This window comes from Chitinivorax sp. B (assembly GCF_005503445.1).
Lineage (GTDB): Bacteria > Pseudomonadota > Gammaproteobacteria > Burkholderiales > SCOH01 > Chitinivorax.
In genome coordinates, this window is sequence record NZ_SCOH01000035.1 from 16,368 (window position 1) to 34,828 (window position 18,461).

An 18,461-nucleotide genomic window follows, 5' to 3' on the forward strand; every position below is an offset into this window, starting at 1 on the left:
CTTCAGTGGTTTGATGTTGAGGGCCAGCGCATAATTCTATCGATAAAACCAGCCACGGCAAGTATCTTTCGACGAAAGCGCGTTTTTAGGAAATAAAAAAGGGCGAACTTTCGTTCACCCTTTTTAAATTTGGCGGAGCGGACGGGACTCGAACCCGCGACCCCCGGCGTGACAGGCCGGTATTCTAACCAACTGAACTACCGCTCCGGAAAGCTTGGTGGGCGCTGACGGAGTCGAACCGCCGACATTCTGCTTGTAAGGCAGACGCTCTACCAACTGAGCTAAGCGCCCGGAATCGCCGCCAAACCACAACCTGGCCAACGACAGAGACCGGCATTATATAGAGACATCTTTAATTCGCCAAGCTCTTTTTTGACTTCCGAATGTAAATTATTTTTTACCAGGCGGTTGAACCGCTTCTTTCAAAGACTTACCTGCGCGAAACTTGGGCAACCGTGCAGCAGCAATCTTGATTGTCTTGCCTGTACGAGGATTGCGCCCATTTCGCGCGGAACGTTCGCCAACGTAAAAAGTACCGAAACCCACCAGCGTAACCATATCACCTTTCTTCAATGCGTCCTTCACCGCCTCAATCGCACCATCAAGGGCGCGACCAGCAGCGGCTTTGGAGATCTCGGCATGTGCGGCAATCGCGTCGATCAATTCGGATTTGTTCACGAACGTCCCCTTTCCATTCAGTTATTTAGTTTCACTTCTCACGCCCTACAGGGCTTTTATAGCAAGTGCAAATTCTCCATGTCAAGCTAATTGCCCGATAAATTAATGCTTCAAAGCCGCGCCAGTAGCCGACTCTTCCGCTTTAGGCGGAACTTCGATGCCAACATCATTTTCCGGTATCAGAACTGGCTGTCTTTCCAGTGCCAATTCAAGCACCTGATCAATCCATTTCACAGGATGAATGGTCAATTTATGCTTAATATTGTCAGGAATATCCGTCAAGTCCTTCACATTACCCTCTGGAATCAACACATTCTTGATGCCACCACGATGAGCAGCAAGTAATTTTTCTTTCAAGCCACCAATAGGCAAAACTTCACCACGCAAGGTGATTTCACCTGTCATCGCAACATCACAACGGACTGGAATGCCCGTCAACACCGACACGATTGCCGTGCAAATGGCAATACCCGCACTCGGACCATCCTTAGGCGTCGCCCCTTCCGGCAAGTGAATGTGGATGTCTTTCTTCTCATGAAAGGTTTCATCCACCCCCAAGCTTCTCGCACGACTACGAACGACTGATAGCGCAGCTTGGATGGATTCCTGCATAACCTCACCCAGCTTGCCTGTGGTCGTCATCTTACCCTTACCTGGCAAAACCACGGACTCGATAGTCAACAACTCGCCACCCACTTCGGTCCAAGCCAAACCGGTTACCTGGCCCACCTGGTTGCTTTGTTCAGCGATGCCATATAAGTACTTGCGTACACCAGAGTACTTTTCGAGATTCCGCGCATTCACCGAAATCGCTTTGCTGATCTTGTCCTTCTTCAACAGCAAACTCTTGACAACCTTACGGGCAATTTTGGCAATTTCACGATCAAGGCTACGTACACCTGCTTCACGTGTGTAATATCGAACGATATCTCGAATTGCACTCTCCGTGATTGCCAATTCACCCTCCTTCAACCCGTTTGCTTTCATCTGCTTGGGAATCAGGTAACGCTCAGCGATATTGACCTTCTCATCTTCCGTATAACCCGATAGCCGGATGATTTCCATCCGATCCAGCAATGGACCGGGGATATTCAGCGTATTGGCAGTCGCGACGAACATCACATCTGAAAGGTCATATTCAACTTCAATGTAGTGGTCAACAAAAGTTGAATTCTGCTCTGGATCAAGAACCTCCAACAAAGCAGAGCTTGGATCACCACGGAAATCCATCCCCATCTTGTCAACTTCATCTAACAGGAACAGCGGGTTTTTCACCGCAACCTTATTCATGTTCTGGAGGATTTTGCCAGGCATCGAACCAATATAAGTGCGACGATGCCCTCGAATTTCCGCTTCATCTCGTACACCTCCTAGTGCCATACGGACGAATTTGCGGTTGGTTGCACGCGCGATAGACTGTCCCAACGAGGTTTTACCCACACCAGGAGGTCCTACCAAGCAGAGAATTGGTGCCTTGAGCTTGTCAACACGTTGCTGAACTGCAAGGTATTCCAGGATGCGTTCTTTCACTCGATCCAAGCCATAGTGATCAGCATCCAGAACCGTTTCTGCCTCGGCCAGATCTTTGTGAATTTTGGTTCGCTTCTTCCATGGCAAACCAATCAACGTTTCAATATAGTTGCGCACTACAGTGGCTTCGGCCGACATAGGTGACATCAGACGCAGCTTTTTCAGCTCCGCCTCGGCTTTGGCTTTACCTTCCTTGGTCATGCCTGCAGCCTTGATCTTCTTTTCCAGATCATCAAGGTCGGCACCCTCTTCAGTCTCGCCCAGCTCTTTCTGAATAGCTTTGACTTGCTCATTCAGATAGTACTCTCGTTGACTTTTCTCCATCTGCCGCTTGACGCGACCACGGATACGTTTTTCCACCTGAAGAATATCGATTTCAGCTTCCAGCAAACCTAGTAAATGATCCAGCCGGTCCTTGATCGGGAACATTTCCAGCACTTCCTGCTTCTGCTCAAGCTTCAGCGGCAGATGCGCAGCAATGGTATCCGCCAGACGGCCAGCCTGATCGATACCTGAAAGCGAAGTCAGAATCTCTGGTGGAATTTTTTTGTTGAGCTTTACGTACTGATCGAATTGTGCGATCAGCGCGCGACGCATCGCTTCCACCTCATGATTTTCCTTATCGTCCAGTTGCACCGGTGTGACTTTGGCGACAAAGTGGGTTGGCTCGCTATCAACCGAGTCAACCAAGGCGCGCTGAGACCCCTCCACCAACACCTTAACAGTGCCATCGGGCAATTTCAGCATTTGCAATACGGTTGCAACCGTACCAACGCCATACAGGTCTTCCGGTTGCGGTTCATCCTTTGCAGCCGACTTTTGGGCTACCAACAGGATTTGTTTGCCGTCCTCCATCGCAGTTTCCAGCGCCTTGATGGATTTTGGGCGACCGACGAACAATGGAATCACCATGTGAGGAAACACCACCACATCGCGCAAAGGCAGTAGGGGCAGTGAGGTCGGTGTAGCGGGTAATTCGTTTTGGTGGGACATATCGTTCACCTGGACAGCAAGTTGACAGATTAGGCAGATGAGGGCGGCCGTTCATAATTCAAGCTCTGGCCGCTTGCCCAGAACAGACGTAGCTTTCAGCTAATGTTAGCTGATTTGCCAAGGCAAAGCAGAAAAAAGTTCCGCCCCTAATGGGGCGGATCGGGTATTACATCTGGACGTACGAACTTATCATTCAGGGGGCTGCATTTGCTGTTTTAGGTTGCTCTTCGTAAATCATGAGCGGTGCGGCATTGTTCATGATGCAATTTTCATCCAGCACAACCTTCTTGACACTGGTCATGCTCGGCAATTCATACATGGTATCAAGCAAAGCATGTTCAAGGATTGAACGCAAACCCCTTGCCCCCGTTTTACGGGCAAGTGCCTTACGAGCCGTCGCAAACAATGCCTCTTCACGAATTTCCAGCTCAGCACCTTCCAATGAAAAGAGCTTTTCATATTGTTTGACAAGCGCATTCTTGGGTTCGGTCAGGATAGTCACCAACGCATTCTCATCCAACTCTTCCAGCGTAGCGACCACAGGCAGACGGCCTACAAACTCAGGAATCAATCCGAACTTGATCAAGTCCTCCGGCTCCACTTCGCGCAATGCCTGACCAACAGCTACCTTGTCGTCCTTACTTTGTACTTCGGCACCGAATCCAATACCACCTTTCTGTGAGCGATTACGAATGACCTTTTCCAAGCCATCAAACGCACCACCACAAATGAACAGAATATTAGTAGTGTCAACCTGTACAAACTCTTGATTGGGATGTTTCCGGCCACCTTGTGGCGGGACCGATGCAACAGTACCCTCAATCAGCTTGAGCAGCGCCTGCTGTACACCTTCACCAGATACATCTCGCGTGATAGACGGATTATCAGATTTGCGGGAAATCTTATCGATTTCATCAATGTAGACGATACCACGCTGAGCTTTTTCAACGTCATAGTCACATTTCTGTAACAGCTTCTGGATGATGTTTTCAACGTCTTCACCGACATAACCCGCTTCGGTCAAAGTTGTCGCATCCGCCATCACGAAAGGTACATTCAAAAGGCGAGCCAATGTTTGAGCCAGCAATGTCTTGCCTGACCCCGTTGGTCCAATCAACAGGATATTACTCTTGGCAAGTTCGACATCTGAATTCTTTTCTTGCTGAGCAAGGCGTTTGTAGTGGTTGTAGACTGCAACCGCCAAAATCTTTTTGGCCTGTCCCTGTCCAATCACATAGCTATCGAGAATCGAGCGGATTTCAGACGGCACCGGTAGCTTGTTCTCACCGGTGACTTTGTCTTCATTATTCTGGCCTTGTGTTTCCTCGCGAATGATATCGTTACAAAGTTCGATACATTCATCGCAGATGAACACTTGGGGGCCGGCAATCAATTTGCGCACTTCATGCTGGCTTTTGCCGCAGAAGGAGCAATAAAGCATTTTTTCGTTACTGTCGGACATGGCCGTATCCCCGAAAATCTGGATGGCAGAATCAGACGCTCAATGCGTCAAGCTGAAAAATACGTTGATTCTTCTGCAGTGTAGCGAATTTCGCCAGTAAGTAAAACACGGGCCCGCCAAGGCCCGTGTCTAGCCGTTTCAACTGCGCTTTGCGATGACCTGATCGATCAGACCATACTCACGCGACGCTTCTGCACTCATAAAGTTGTCACGATCGGTGTCACGCTGGATATTCTCCAGCGATTGGCCAGTGTGCTCCGCCAACATGCGATTTAACTTTTCCTTCAGGTACAGGATTTCCTTGGCATGGATTTCAATATCCGAAGCCTGGCCTTGGAAACCACCGAGCGGTTGATGAATCATCACTCGTGAATTCGGCAACGCAAAACGCTTACCTCTAGCGCCGGCAGCCAACAGAAATGCACCCATGCTGCATGCCTGACCAATACATAGTGTACTGACGTCTGGCTTGATGAATTGCATCGTGTCATAGATCGACATCCCTGCAGTAATCGAGCCGCCTGGCGAGTTGATGTAGAGTGAAATATCCTTATCGGGATTTTCCGACTCCAGAAACAGCAACTGAGCCACAACCAAATTGGCAGACTCGTCGGTGACGGGCCCCACGAGAAACACTACACGCTCTTTGAGCAGGCGCGAATAGATATCGTAAGCGCGCTCGCCGCGCCCGCTGCTTTCAACCACCATTGGTACAAGACCAATGTTCTGAGGCTGCCAATCCGATTTATGGAACATTACTTATTCCCCATCAGTTCATCAAAACTGAGTGCTTTGTCCTGAACCTTGGTCTGGGTCTTGACCCATTCAACCACATTTTCTTCAGTGGCCAACGCTTCAGGCCCTTCCAGACGCTCACGGCTTGCGTAGTACCACTTGACCACGTCTTCCGGTTGCTCATAGGACTCAGCAAACTCTTCCACGATTGCACGGATTTGCTCCGGCTTCGCCTGTAGATTGTGGTGCTTGACCAATTCTGCAAGGATCAGACCCAAAGAAACACGACGCTCAGCTTGGTCGGTAAACAATTCAGCCGGCAACTGCATATTGGCAACGTCAATACCACGGGAAGCAAAGTCGCTTGCAGTTTGCTGTTGCAGACGGCCAATTTCCACTTGCACCAAGGCCTTGGGTACTTCGAACTTGGTATTGTCCAACAGTGCTTGCATCACGCCTTCTTTCAGACGAGCCTTCAGACGACGACTAACTTCACGTTGAACATTCTTTTTCACTTCGTCACGCATCTTGGTCAAGTCGCCGTCGTCAATACCCAGCATCTTGGCAAAGTCTGCATTCAATTCCGGCAATGCGGCTTCAGCAACATTCTTGACCGTGATTTCCCAACTTACCGTCTTTCCAGCCACATCCTTACCATGATAATCCTCTGGGAAAGTCATCTCGAAAGATTTGGTTTCGCCGTTCTTCACCCCAATGACACCGGCTTCGAAATCCTTCAGCATTTGGCCCTGGCCCAACCAGATAGAATAGTTTTGTGCGGTGCCACCGTCAAACGCTTCGCCATCGATCTTGCCGGCAAAGTCAATGGTCACGCGATCTCCGTCTTGTGCTGCGCGATCAACTGCGTTGAACGCCGTGCGTTGTTTACGCAGGATATCAATGGTTTTATCGATTTCTGTATCGGTCACGTCAGTGACTGGGTTTTCCAGTTCAACAGCGGACAACTCGCCCACCGCAATTTCCGGATACACTTCAAAAATAGCACTGAACTTGAAATCAGTTGTATCGCCTTCGGCCGGCAGCGGCTCGAAGCGCGGGTAGCCAGCAACACGCAGTTGTTGTTCGCTGACAGCTTGACTGAAGCTGCGTTGCACCGTCTCACCCAACACCTCTTCACGCACTTGCGGGCCGTAGAATTGCTCAACGATGCGCAGTGGCGCCTTGCCTGGGCGGAAGCCCTGGATTTTGGCGGTACGGGATACACGCTTCAAACGTGCGCCGACTTCAGCATCGATCTGTGCAAAAGGCACCACAATGTTAAGGCGACGCTCAAGCTGGCCCAGGGTTTCCAAATTCACTTGCATTGCTATTCCTCAATCTTTCAATTACTTGCATTCAAATCCGGCGGCAACTCGGTGGTTGAGCGCGGGCCAACAAGCTGGTGGGGTCGATCTGACCGCAAACTATGAATGATGCCATTCGCTTTATAAACAGGCAAGCAGCACGGTGTAGCGGCCTTTTCCAGCCAATTGTGACTATGTATGGGTAGTGATTCAGCATACAAAAAACGTAAAAACAATGTCATTGGCTTTCAAGGTGAGTAAAGCAGGCCTATGTCGAGGACCGCAGTCAAAGCGTTTAAGATATTCAACATAAAAATCATACTCAGACCATTGCACCACCTCACATCCAATTTCACACAAATTCTCTATACATTCATAACAGTTATGGTTGCTGCAAGGCAGCATGGAAAAATCTTTACGCCGCTCAATGTGTCGAATATTTTACTACACACCACGCGCCATTCAGCTTTCAGTACATTGTGTTTGCATATGGCTTCGGTATCAGCAATCAGGTTCATCCATTTGCAGTCGTGTTAGTAATTTGTTGTTGTCTTTACATGATTCAAAATCAGAGGGAGAAACTCATGCACCTGTTTCGTATCGCCGGGCTGGTCGGCCTGTTAGTCACTGTCAATACAGCCCATGGCGCTGGTCAGCTGAATGTCTATAACTGGAACGATTATGTTGGTGACAATACCGTTGCCAACTTTGGCAAAGAGTTTGACGTCAAGGTGAAATATGATCTCTATGATGCCAACGAGACACTGCAAGCCAAGCTGGTCACAGGCAAGAGTGGTTACGATATCGTGGTGCCCTCCCTGGAATTTGCAGCCAAGCAAATTCAATCTGGTCTGTATTTGAAATTGGACAAATCAAAATTACCCAATTTCAACCATCTGGATCCAGCCATTCTGGGCAAGATGCAAAGTGCTGATCCGGGCAATGAATACCTAGTTCCTTATATGTGGGGTACCACTGCCTATGGCATCAATACCGAACGTGTGAAACAAGCGCTCGGTGGTGAGGCATTGCCTGTGGACATGTGGGAGTTGGTTTTCAATCCCAAGTACACCAGCAAGCTGAAAAGCTGCGGTATTTCATTCATGGATACAGGCTCGGATGTGTATTCGATGCTCAATATCTATCGTGGCCGTGATGCGAATGACTTCAGTAAAGATGCGTTGGAAGATGGCAACAAGGTATTGAAAGAGATTCGCAAGGATATTCGCGTTTTCAATTCTTCCCCCATCAACCTGCTGGCCGATGGTGATACCTGCTTGGCACTGGGCTTCAACGGTGATGTCTACATTGCCCGCGATCGCGCCAAAGAAGCCAAGAAAAAATTCAGCATTGAATATATCGTCCCAGATAAAGGCACCATTGTTTGGATTGATGCCATAGCCATCCCCAAAGATTCCAAAAATATCGGGAATGCACATCAATGGATCAATTACATTTTGCGCCCAGAGGTCGCTGCGGACATCTCAAACAAGGTGAATTATGCCAACCCCAATACCAAGGCAACCGAACTGGTCAACAAATCATTGCGGGATGATCCAAAGATTTACATGAATGGTGAAGCGCTCACCAAGTTGCAGCCCAAGAAACCGATCAGTACTGAACAACAACGCATGATCACAACCTACTTCAATCGTTTCAAGGCCGGTAAGTAACAACCTCCCTTTCAGTCACTTTTGTCTTTGTCAGCCAGCACTGCAGGTAGCCTTGCCTGCAGTGCTGAAGCTGCCGATTTCAGGGTCTCCGCGAAAGTATCAGCCAAGGTAGATGCCGGACGATGGGCTGGCTTGACCTGATATACTTGAAAGGGAATTGAAACATTGAAACGACGCACTTCAATCCCCCTCCCCACTTCATCTAATGCAGTCAATGGATTGACAATGGCGACTCCCAGCCCCTGCCTTACCATGGCACACACCGAGGCCGCGCTGGTGGTCTGAATCACCAGACGGCGCTCCACCTCCTGCTGTGCAAACAAAGCATCCAGACGTTGACGATAGACATCATAAACCGACAAGCTGATGAAATCCTGCCCAGCAAAATCAACTGGATTCAGGCTATCTTGCGCAGTCAGAGGGTGTCCTGGTGGCAATACACACACCATATCCGCTTCAAAGAGCAAGCTACTGCTTGTACCGGGCGGCGGCAATATTTGTTCCGACAACCCCAGATCATGCTGCTGCGCACTCAGACACTCCTCTAATAGTGGTGACTCTTGTGGGGTAATACTGAGCTTGACGTTCGGGTAATGGGCAAGAAATGCCCGGCTTGCATGTGGCAACAACGTTTGCGAGAACACCGGCAGACAAACGATAGACAACTGTCCCTGCTCGAACTGACGAAGTGCTGCGGCCATATTGACCACACGTTCCAGCCCGACATATGCACGCTGCACTTCGTCAAATAGTGCCAAAGCCTGCGCTGTCGGTATCAGCCGGCCCTTGGTACGCTCAAACAACTGCAACTGCAGTAACGATTCCAGTCGGGCAAGTTCACGGCTGGCTGTGGGCTGAGACGTTCGCAACAAGGTTGCTGCTGCTGTGACACTGCCGGCAGTCATTACGGCGCGGAACACTTCGATATGACGCAGCGAGATGGGCATGGCAAATTCCATAAATGGCAATTCATATCATAAATGAATGAATGAACAAATTTTTAATATTTTATTGAATGAATAGACTAAGCCAAGATAGCAGCAACAAAACATGCCGGGAGATTTACCATGCTGTCGCTACCAGATGAAAAGCTGACCGAACTGTCACAACACTATGGCACGCCATTATGGCTATACGATGCTAGCGTGATTGGGGAGCGCATCAAGTCATTGCGGATGTTTGACGTGATTCGCTTCGCACAGAAAGCCTGTTCCAATATCCATATTCTTAGATTGATGCGAGAACAAGGCGTGGTAGTGGATTCGGTATCATCCGGTGAAATCGATCGGGCCATACTCGCCGGATTCAACTCATCAGGTGAACCTGCTGGGATTGTGTTCACTGCTGACCTGTTGGATCACGAAACCTTGGCCAAGGTTGTCGCATTGAATGTTGAGGTGAATGCAGGCTCCATCGATATGCTGCATCAACTTGGCGAACTTCACCCGGGGCACCGGGTCTGGCTACGTATCAATCCTGGCTTTGGTCACGGACATAGTAACAAGACCAATACCGGCGGCGAAAACAGCAAGCACGGCATCTGGCACGAGCACCTACAAGATGCGCTGGCCGCCATTCGCCGGCACCAGTTGCACTTGGTCGGGTTGCACATGCATATCGGCTCAGGTGTGGACTATCACCACCTCGCACAAGTGTGTGACGCCATGGTGACACTTGTTCGCACCATGGGCCATGACATCGAAGCCATCTCGGCTGGTGGCGGACTATCCATCCCCTATCAGCAACATGAACCGCGCATCGACACCTCACATTACTTTGGCCTATGGGATCAGGCAAGGCAACGAATCGCACAGCACCTAGGTCACCCGGTGCGGTTGGAAATCGAGCCTGGTCGCTTTCTAGTGGCAGAATCGGGTGCATTGCTAACAGAAGTACGTGCGGTCAAACAGATGGGTAGCAATCGATTTGTGCTGGTTGATGCCGGCTTCAATGATCTGATGCGGCCATCGATGTATGGTAGTTACCATGGCATTTCGATCATTCATCGCCACGGACAATCCAATGCTTCAGCAACCTCAGTCCCCACCGTCGTAGCAGGTCCATTGTGCGAATCAGGCGATGTATTTACTCAACGGGATGGCGGTGTGGTCGCACCACGCATGCTACCAGACACGGCTGTGGGTGACTTGCTGGTCATTCATGACACTGGTGCCTATGGCGCCTCAATGTCTTCCAACTACAACAGCCGACCTTTGATTCCAGAAGTGTTGATCGAAGGTGATCACTCCAGATTGATTCGGCGCCGACAGACCATTGACGAATTGTTGGCACTGGAAAATCTCGGCTGATCTACCCAACTCAGCTGGCATCGTGACATATATTCCATCCCATTGCATTCCCAATGGCACTCCATCCGTGATCAAGGGCTGCTCTACACAGCCCTTTCACCGTTGCTCGCGCGCGTAAGCGTTACTCGATCTCGCTCGCATCAACCCGCTCAAAATGGTGCCAAACAAACAGTTACCGACATGCCAAGCTTCGCGCATCGCCATCTACTCATAAAGTTGATGGCCCTTGGAAATGAGCAGGTCGCGTCCTATCAGGTGGAAACCGTTTACATCGAAAAACCTTGCTGGACGGGGCTTCCATACATCATTGCATGGCAATATAGGCAGTATCGAAAGTAGTTGGCGAATGCATGCCACTGCACTAGGATTCCGCCCCACACAGCGCGCCGCTCAATATGACAAATAACCGCGGAGCCGCCTGTCACGTAGCTTACGCGCATATTCTGACGTGAATACATGACTGGCGGATAGCGCTCGTCATCCGGGAGGGCCTGCAATCCATCGCGGTCCAGTCGTGGTCACGCCCGCGACGCTCCTACGTCTTCTTGCACAGCTACTGGAAATCCTAATTGATACCATGAACGTAGAACTAAGACCTGTCACTCTGCACAATCGCGGCGACCTGGAAAAGATTGATCCAGGTTCATTGGAAAAAGAATGGGTATTACCTTCCTGGTACTGGCACCAGCAATCACTGGATCGGCCTGGCTCCCAATTTCGGCTGATCCATGCCGATATCGCAGACAACGCGGTCGGTATGATTGCCTTTGGCCCAAGCTATAACGATGTAGCACAAACCCAGCGGGTACCGGGTGAATATGAGCTGAAACAACTGGTAATCGACGCCCGTTATCATAGACAGGGTCTTGGCCGCATTGCTGCTACTGCCATTCTGAAGGGGCTGGCCGCACTACCTGATTGTCAGTGGATGGTAGTGACCCACCATCCCGACAACGTGGTGTCACGCGCGTTCTTCCGGTCTTTGGGCTTCCGCCCCATCAATCGGACCGCACATAACGGCAACCCCATGTTGGCCATGTCCAGCGACGATATTTCAAGCCTGCGCTAGCAGCTGGCAACACCCCTTGGCGGCAGCCGGTGACAGGCCTGGAAACATGCATCATGTTGACCTCGCAACAAGCACGATGTCTGAATTGGCCAATCTGATTCCGAGGAGATCCCTCTCTCTCGTTTGGATTCGGGAACCAATGACACTACTGGGAATCCATCGCCTTGCAACATGGCGTTGGCACATGCCAGTCTGGCTTGCATCGGCCGCCGTACTTTTTGCCAAGGAATTGGAATGATTACACCTGAATATTGCCGACTATTCGCGAGCTACAACGCCTGGTTCAACGAGCGATTGTTTTCCCTGTCGGCAGCCCTGCCGGACGAGAAACGCCGGCACGGTGCGTCGTGCTCGCTGCATGATACGTTACAGCACCTGCTTTGGGGGGACGCACACTGGGTGAAACAACTGGTCCTGTTTGACGGCCCGGAGCCTTCCCACCTCTATCCCACTCAACAACTGACTTTCGAGCAGCTGCGATACCAGCGCAAATCGTTGGACAATGCCTTGTTGGCATGGGCCGCCAAGGTGGACATGGCCTTTCTGGACGCAGATGCATCTTACCTTGGCAGCGACGGCATTAAACGCGTGTTGACCAAATCGTTGTGGATTGTGCAGATGTTCAATCATCAAACCCATTATCGCGGTCAGGCAGCTACCTTGCTTAGACAACATGGTATAGACATTGGCGTAACGGACATCTATTGGGCACCGGGTGCCATTCGCAGGGAAACAATCCCTGCATGATCCCAGCTTTAGGCTGGCAGAGCCGGCAAACGACGCATATCGATATGCGGCAAGCCATCTTCGAGATATTCCGGACCAATAGCAGTAAACCCGACACGACCGTAAAAGGCTTTTAAGTAAGTCTGTGCACCAATGGTAATGGGCTGGTGCGGAAAGAGTGTATCCATCACCTGCATGATTTGCGCCAACAGCAACCGGCCAATCCCCTTCCCTCGGGCTTCTGGTGCGGTCACTACACGGCCAAAGGATGCATCGGCAAACTTCACGCCAGGTGGTAGCAACCGGGCGTAAGCCAGCAAAATGCCATCTGCCGACCAGGCCAACAGATGATGTGCCTGCAGGTCTGCACCATCCGCATCCAGATAGACACAGTCCTGTTCAACGATGAAGACGCGCTGACGCAACACCATCATCGCATAGAGCTTTGTCGTATCCAATTCGGAAAAGGCGAGGCATTGCCAAGAAATCTGCATCATGAGGTCAAATCCTGAACAACAAAATAAAAAAGCCGGCAAGCAAGGGCCGTGGCGAACCACCAGCAACGTGCCGTGGGGCAGAAGACGGGGCTACGACTGTTGCCTAGCTAGGGACAACATCCAGCAATTTGCCCATATAGTACTCATCGACATAATCACCGTCGATTTTGAAGGAATGATGCTTGATACCTTCAATCTGAAAACCGGCCTTCTGATAAAGCGCGATCGCAGGCTGATTATGTGCCATGACGGTCAGCTCCAGGCGATGAATGCCCACCTGCGCAGCCCATTCGTTCAGCGCGGCAAACAGACGCTGCCCCAATCCCAGCCCCGCGTAATCTTTCAAAATGCCGGCCACCAGGTAAGCACGATGATGAATACGTGATGCCACACCTCCGGTTGCCGAGACAAAGCCAACCAGTCGATCATCCTCCGCCACGACCAATACTGTCTGATTGGGATAAGCCAGCAAGGCGATCAATTCGTTTCGTACCTCTACCACGCCCCCTGGCCTTTCACCAGGCTCATACAGCATAAAGTGCGTTTCGTGATCCAGTTGCTGACGTAATGCATGATATGCCTGTGCATCATCAGGCGTAATAGGACGAATGACTATCATGAGTAGGAACTATTGCTGTTGACCAAAACGAGCTTCGAATTCACCCTGTGAGAAACCGTGCATGACTTCCTGCCCGACAACAATGACCGGGACACCCGGCCCTGCCAAGCTCAGCGCTCGTGCATTGGCTGCGACATCTTTCTCGACATCAAACTCCTCGAATTGGATACCTTTTGCATTGAAATACTGTCGGGCCGATTCACAATAGCCACACCAACTGGTGGCATACAACTGGACTCGACCCAGACTGGCGGGCTCGATCAGCACCGTTGAAGGCTGTTTCCACACATGCCATACCCCACCCAGCACGCAAATCATTAGAATGGGGGCAAAACGTCGCCACATGATTCAGCAGCCCAATACCTGGCGGGCGGCAGCAATTGCTGCACGTACCTGAGCCGGTGCCGTACCACCGATATGATTACGGGCATTCAACGAACCTTCCAGCGTCAATACCTCAAATACGTTCTGTTCGATCAAGGGTGAGAAGGTTCGCATTTCATCCAGGCTCAGCTCCGCCAAATCACAACGTTTGCTCTCGGCAAAACGCACCGCACGTGCGACGACTTCGTGCGCATCACGGAACGGCAAACCACGATTGACCAGATAATCAGCCAGGTCAGTAGCAGTGGCAAAACCCTGTAATGCAGCTGCACGCATGGCGGCCTTGTTGACAGTGATGCCACGCATCATGTCGGCATAGATACTGAGGGTAACGGTGAGTGTATCCACCGTGTCGAACAAGGGTTCCTTGTCTTCCTGATTGTCCTTGTTGTAGGTCAGCGGCTGACCTTTCATCAATGTCAGCAATCCCATCAAATGACCAAATACACGGGCAGACTTACCTCGGGCCAGCTCAGCCACATCCGGGTTTTTCTTTTGCGGCATGATCGAGCTACCGGTACAGAAACGATCTGCAATATCGATGAAACCAAAACGCGGATTCATCCACAGAATCAGCTCTTCCGACAGACGTGACATATGCATCATGGCGATGGCAGCGGCCCCCGTAAACTCAATGGCAAAGTCACGATCAGACACGGCGTCGAGCGAATTACGGCAGACTTGCTCGAAGCCCAGCAGCTCGGCCGTGTAATCACGCTGAATCGGGTAACTGGTACCAGCCAATGCTGCACTACCCAACGGCATGCGATTGGTACGTTTGCGAGCATCGACAAAACGCTCAATATCACGACCGAACATCTCGAAATATGCCATCAGATGGTGGCCGAAGGTAACCGGCTGAGCCACCTGCAAATGGGTGAAGCCTGGCATGACGGTATCAGCATGCTGCTCGGCCAGATTCAATAGTGACTTTTGCATTTCGGATAGCAAAGTCACGACTTCATCAATGGCAGCGCGCACATACAAACGAATATCCGTCGCAACCTGATCATTGCGCGATCGGCCGGTATGCAAGCGTTTGCCTGCATCACCAATCTTGTCGGTCAATCGCTTTTCGATGTTCATGTGCACATCTTCCAAATCGATCGTCCATTCAAAACGGCCAGCGCGAATATCGTCCAGAATCTCGGCCATACCCGCCTCAATGGCATCCAGATCGGTTTGCGACAATACGCCAGCACGTTCCAGCATGCGGGCGTGGGCAAGCGATCCCTGGATATCGAATTCGGCCATGCGTTTATCGAAATCAACTGACGCGTTATAGCGTTTCAGCAGATCGGACATCGGCTCGGAGAATCGGCCAGACCACGCTTTGTCGCGGTTATCCAGGTTACTGGCTTGCATATGTCATTCGCCTTGTACAAAAATATAAGGATGACGATTATAAGCCAAAACCGCGTTCCCGACGCCTTACCGGACTTCCGCAACCTGGGTACGCAAATGCGCATCCTGCTGGCGGTCAATCTGGCCATTCTGATGATGTCCCTTGCCTGCAGCGACAGCTTTCGCGAGGTCGCCAACATCTTCACTAATTTTTCGATCGTGGTACAACCAGCCATGTTGGCAGCGATGCTGCTGCTGGCCGCGGTCAACCAACCACTACACCAACAAAGCTATACACGCGGTGTTATTCTGGTGATGTGTGGTACCGCTGTGCTGAGTGCCATCGCGGCAATGGCACTGGGGGATCGCGAAATCCGATCTGGTGAGCGCATCATGCGGGCGATGATCTATGGATCCGTCAGCAGTGGCGTGTTGCTCAACTACTTCTATTTGCGCAATCGGGCATTGTCCCCCGCGCTGGCCGAGGCACGCTTGCAAGCGCTGCAAGCCCGCATCCGGCCCCATTTTCTGTTCAACAGCCTGAATGCAGTATTGAGCATGATCCGCAGCAAACCCAGGGTAGCTGAACGGGCACTGGAAGATTTGGCTGATCTGTTCCGGGTGGTGATGGCTGACAACAATCAACTGTCATCGCTGAAGCGAGAACTGGAACTGGCATCCAACTACCTGGCCATTGAGCAATTGAGGCTGGGAGAGCGATTGCAGATCGAATGGCATATCGACAAAGCACCGTTACAGGCCAAAATTCCGCCGTTGGTCTTGCAGCCCTTGCTAGAAAACGCGGTTTATCATGGAATCGAGCCCTGCGAAACGCCGGGCATCATCAGCGTCAATGCTTATCGCTCGCGTAATGAAGTCCATTTGGACATTCGCAACCCGTTCGCGCCCGACGATGGCAAACATCATGCCGGCAACAAAATGGCAATGGGCAATATCCGTGAACGGCTTGCCTTGTTTTTTGATGCTGAAGCCTCCCTTACCACGACCGTCGGCAGCAACTATTATCAAGTACACATTGTGCTGCCCTATCGAGAATAATCATGGCTGCAAACGTAATCCGAATTCTGATCGTTGATGATGAAATGCCGGCGCGACAACGCCTGAAAGACCTGATCGACGATTGCCCAGGTTCAATGGGCCTGACATTGGCCGGTGAAGCAGGCTCGGGCCAGCAGGCACTGACCTGGCTGAACGAAAACGACGCTGACATTGCCTTGCTGGACATCAAAATGCCCGGCATGTCAGGTATCGAACTGGCCCAGCATATGGCCAAACTGTCGAAACCACCAGGTATCATCTTCACCACAGCCTATGACCAGTTTGCGTTACAGGCATTTGAGGTGAATGCCATCGATTACCTGCTGAAACCCATTCGCCTGGAGCGGCTACAGGCTGCACTGGAGAAAGCACACAAATTCAACGCGCCACCGCCCGCGGTCAAAAATCTGGATCAGAAGAGCCGACAGTTTCTGAGCGTGTCGGAGCGAGGCAAGGTTGTACTGGTGCCAATCAAAGAAGTGCTCTACCTGAAAGCAGAGCTCAAATACGTCACGGTACGTACCACCACTCGGGAGTACTTGCTTGAGGAATCACTGACCCACCTGGAGCAGGAATTCCCCGAAGCGTTTGTCCGCATCCACCGCAACTGTCTGGTGGCTCGTGCCTATATTGCAGGCTTTGAGCGCGCTACCACTCAGGAGGGGGAAGGTCATTGGGTTGCTGTACTGAATGGCGTCCCGGAGCGATTACCGATCAGCCGACGTCAACAAGCAATTGTGCGCGAATACCGCCATCTCTGAACCGCATTGCTGATTGGACAGGCTAGCCTGAGGTGGCCTTTTCCTCATTCTGGCCCCTGCAGCTTGCAACATTGCGGCATTCCCCGCACCATAGGCTTATTCTCAGATGAACACGCTGCCAAACTTTCCGGTGTCGGAAACGGATGGCGCATGCCAACATGGCATCACACTGAATCAGCAGCAAACCTGTTCATTGAGTAGTGCAGTCTTGTAACCCCAACGAAGTTTGACAACGTGCCGGATAATCGAAGCAACGATTGCAGTGTCGAAGTTGCCGCCAACAGGAGAGCACCCGTGCAGGAAGAACGATTGACGTTGACCGCCTCGGATGGACACCCGATTTTTACTGTGTGCTGGCTACCGGATCAACCGCCCTTACGTGGCATTGTGCATATCTCGCACGGCATGGCTGAACACTGCTTGCGTTATCACGAACTGGCTGTTTATTTGAATCAACATGGGATTGCCGTCTACACCCATGATCATCGTGGCCATGGCCATAGTGTGCAGGGCGACGAAACCCTCGGACATTTCAACGACCAGGATGGCTGGACCAAAGTCTTGGGAGATATGCTGCAGGTCAATCGGTTTGTCCACAGCCGTCATCCCGACCTGCCAATAGTACTGTTGGGACACAGCATGGGCTCGTTCATTACAAGAGCCTATTTACTACAACATGCGAACACCTTGGCTGGCGCCATCATTTCCTCTACCGGTATTCGCTATGGCGGTATTGCAAAACTGGCACGTTCCATTGCCCGTTGGGACGCTAAACGGATCGGCCCACGCACCCCCAGCAAACTGATGGGCAAGCTCAGTTTTGGCACTTTCAATCTGCAGTTCATGCCCAACCGTACTGCCTTCGACTGGTTATCACGCGACCCAGAGAAAGTGGATGCCTACGTTGCAGACCCTTTCTGTGGCTTTGACTGCTCCACCCAACTCTGGATTGATCTGTTCGGTGGCATTGTCGCTATGGAACAAGCCGAAGCCGATGGCAGAGCAGTTCCCGTCGGTCTGCCGACCTTATTCATTGCCGGCAGCCGTGACCCCGTCAGCATGGGAGGGCGTGGTTGTCGAACGGTAATGAAGCGTTATCAGGCTGCGGGCATGCAAGATGTGAATTGCAGGATCTATCCTGGTGGGCGACACGAAATCCTGAACGAAACAGGCAGAGAAACCATCTATGCCGACTTGGTGGTTTGGCTGTTACAGCACTTCGATCAATCCCATCAGCCTTCGCCTGCCACCAACGAAGCTATGGCTGCCTGAGTAAAGGCCCCGGTCCATTATGGGCCGACCAACGATGCCGTACGTG

The 18,461-nt window shown here is 51.2% G+C and carries 17 protein-coding genes and 2 tRNA genes; 7 read left to right on the forward strand and 12 right to left on the reverse strand.

Annotated features, from left to right (window positions below; genetic code table 11):
* Positions 1 to 130: 130 nt before the first annotated feature.
* The 7 genes from FFS57_RS18550 to tig all read right to left on the reverse strand — a co-directional run bounded on the left by FFS57_RS18550 (position 131) and on the right by tig (position 6,723).
* Positions 131 to 207 (reverse strand) — tRNA-Asp (locus FFS57_RS18550).
* 8 nt (positions 208 to 215) lie between these two features.
* Positions 216 to 291 (reverse strand) — tRNA-Val (locus FFS57_RS18555).
* Between the two features lie 99 nt (positions 292 to 390).
* Positions 391 to 678 (reverse strand): HU family DNA-binding protein, encoded by a 288-nt coding sequence (locus FFS57_RS18560; protein ID WP_137939309.1) that lies wholly within the window; start codon positions 676 to 678, stop codon positions 391 to 393.
* Positions 679 to 780: 102 nt separating this feature from the next.
* A complete protein-coding gene (lon, locus tag FFS57_RS18565) occupies positions 781 to 3,201 on the reverse strand; it encodes an endopeptidase La (protein ID WP_137939310.1) in 2,421 nt (806 codons plus the stop codon).
* Between the two features lie 193 nt (positions 3,202 to 3,394).
* The gene (clpX, locus tag FFS57_RS18570; RefSeq protein ID WP_137939311.1) at positions 3,395 to 4,663 is read right to left on the reverse strand and encodes an ATP-dependent Clp protease ATP-binding subunit ClpX; all 1,269 of its coding nucleotides are present in this window, start codon (positions 4,661 to 4,663) and stop codon (positions 3,395 to 3,397) included.
* 138 nt (positions 4,664 to 4,801) lie between these two features.
* Positions 4,802 to 5,419 carry an ATP-dependent Clp endopeptidase proteolytic subunit ClpP gene (clpP, locus tag FFS57_RS18575; protein WP_137939312.1) on the reverse strand — a complete coding sequence of 206 codons (618 nt, stop codon included), beginning with the start codon at positions 5,417 to 5,419 and terminating at the stop codon, positions 4,802 to 4,804.
* Positions 5,419 to 6,723 carry a trigger factor gene (gene tig / locus FFS57_RS18580; RefSeq protein ID WP_137939313.1) on the reverse strand — a complete coding sequence of 435 codons (1,305 nt, stop codon included), beginning with the start codon at positions 6,721 to 6,723 and terminating at the stop codon, positions 5,419 to 5,421. Before tig ends, clpP begins: the two co-directional genes overlap by 1 nt.
* A 563-nt stretch (positions 6,724 to 7,286) precedes the next feature.
* Between tig and FFS57_RS18585 the strand changes: the two genes are divergently transcribed.
* The gene (locus FFS57_RS18585; protein WP_137939314.1) at positions 7,287 to 8,375 is read left to right on the forward strand and encodes a polyamine ABC transporter substrate-binding protein; all 1,089 of its coding nucleotides are present in this window, start codon (positions 7,287 to 7,289) and stop codon (positions 8,373 to 8,375) included.
* Positions 8,376 to 8,386: 11 nt separating this feature from the next.
* Here FFS57_RS18585 and FFS57_RS18590 read toward each other — a convergent pair whose 3' ends face one another.
* Complete coding sequence (locus FFS57_RS18590) at positions 8,387 to 9,322, reverse strand: LysR family transcriptional regulator (RefSeq protein ID WP_137939315.1); 936 nt, start codon at positions 9,320 to 9,322, stop codon at positions 8,387 to 8,389.
* A 120-nt stretch (positions 9,323 to 9,442) separates the two neighbouring features.
* Here FFS57_RS18590 and lysA point away from each other — a divergent pair, with 120 nt between their 5' ends.
* The 3 genes from lysA to FFS57_RS18605 all read left to right on the forward strand — a co-directional run bounded on the left by lysA (position 9,443) and on the right by FFS57_RS18605 (position 12,500).
* A complete protein-coding gene (gene lysA / locus FFS57_RS18595; protein ID WP_137939316.1) occupies positions 9,443 to 10,684 on the forward strand; it encodes a diaminopimelate decarboxylase in 1,242 nt (413 codons plus the stop codon).
* 577 nt (positions 10,685 to 11,261) lie between these two features.
* Positions 11,262 to 11,753, forward strand: coding sequence for a GNAT family N-acetyltransferase (locus FFS57_RS18600; protein ID WP_137939317.1), 492 nt, complete (start codon positions 11,262 to 11,264; stop codon positions 11,751 to 11,753).
* Between the two features lie 234 nt (positions 11,754 to 11,987).
* Positions 11,988 to 12,500 (forward strand): DinB family protein, encoded by a 513-nt coding sequence (locus FFS57_RS18605; RefSeq protein ID WP_171014059.1) that lies wholly within the window; start codon positions 11,988 to 11,990, stop codon positions 12,498 to 12,500.
* An 8-nt stretch (positions 12,501 to 12,508) separates the two neighbouring features.
* Here the strand turns inward: FFS57_RS18605 and FFS57_RS18610 are convergent, their stop codons facing one another.
* The 4 genes from FFS57_RS18610 to argH all read right to left on the reverse strand — a co-directional run bounded on the left by FFS57_RS18610 (position 12,509) and on the right by argH (position 15,344).
* On the reverse strand, positions 12,509 to 12,976 hold the full coding sequence (locus FFS57_RS18610; RefSeq protein WP_249384066.1) for a GNAT family N-acetyltransferase: 468 nt from the start codon (positions 12,974 to 12,976) through the stop codon (positions 12,509 to 12,511).
* Positions 12,977 to 13,079: 103 nt separating this feature from the next.
* Positions 13,080 to 13,595, reverse strand: a complete 516-nt coding sequence (locus tag FFS57_RS18615) for a GNAT family N-acetyltransferase (protein ID WP_249384067.1) — start codon at positions 13,593 to 13,595, stop codon at positions 13,080 to 13,082.
* 9 nt (positions 13,596 to 13,604) lie between these two features.
* A complete protein-coding gene (locus FFS57_RS18620) occupies positions 13,605 to 13,940 on the reverse strand; it encodes a glutaredoxin family protein (RefSeq protein ID WP_137939319.1) in 336 nt (111 codons plus the stop codon).
* A 3-nt stretch (positions 13,941 to 13,943) separates the two neighbouring features.
* Positions 13,944 to 15,344: an argininosuccinate lyase gene (argH, locus tag FFS57_RS18625; protein ID WP_137939320.1), complete on the reverse strand. Its 1,401-nt coding sequence runs from the start codon at positions 15,342 to 15,344 to the stop codon at positions 13,944 to 13,946.
* Positions 15,345 to 15,374: 30 nt separating this feature from the next.
* On the opposite strand from argH, the gene FFS57_RS18630 reads away from it, so the two are divergent.
* The 3 genes from FFS57_RS18630 to FFS57_RS18640 all read left to right on the forward strand — a co-directional run bounded on the left by FFS57_RS18630 (position 15,375) and on the right by FFS57_RS18640 (position 18,415).
* Complete coding sequence (locus tag FFS57_RS18630) at positions 15,375 to 16,382, forward strand: sensor histidine kinase (protein WP_137939321.1); 1,008 nt, start codon at positions 15,375 to 15,377, stop codon at positions 16,380 to 16,382.
* Between the two features lie 2 nt (positions 16,383 to 16,384).
* Positions 16,385 to 17,143, forward strand: a complete 759-nt coding sequence (locus tag FFS57_RS18635) for a LytR/AlgR family response regulator transcription factor (RefSeq protein ID WP_137939322.1) — start codon at positions 16,385 to 16,387, stop codon at positions 17,141 to 17,143.
* Positions 17,144 to 17,437: 294 nt separating this feature from the next.
* Positions 17,438 to 18,415 (forward strand): alpha/beta hydrolase, encoded by a 978-nt coding sequence (locus tag FFS57_RS18640; RefSeq protein ID WP_249384068.1) that lies wholly within the window; start codon positions 17,438 to 17,440, stop codon positions 18,413 to 18,415.
* Positions 18,416 to 18,461 lie beyond the last annotated feature (46 nt).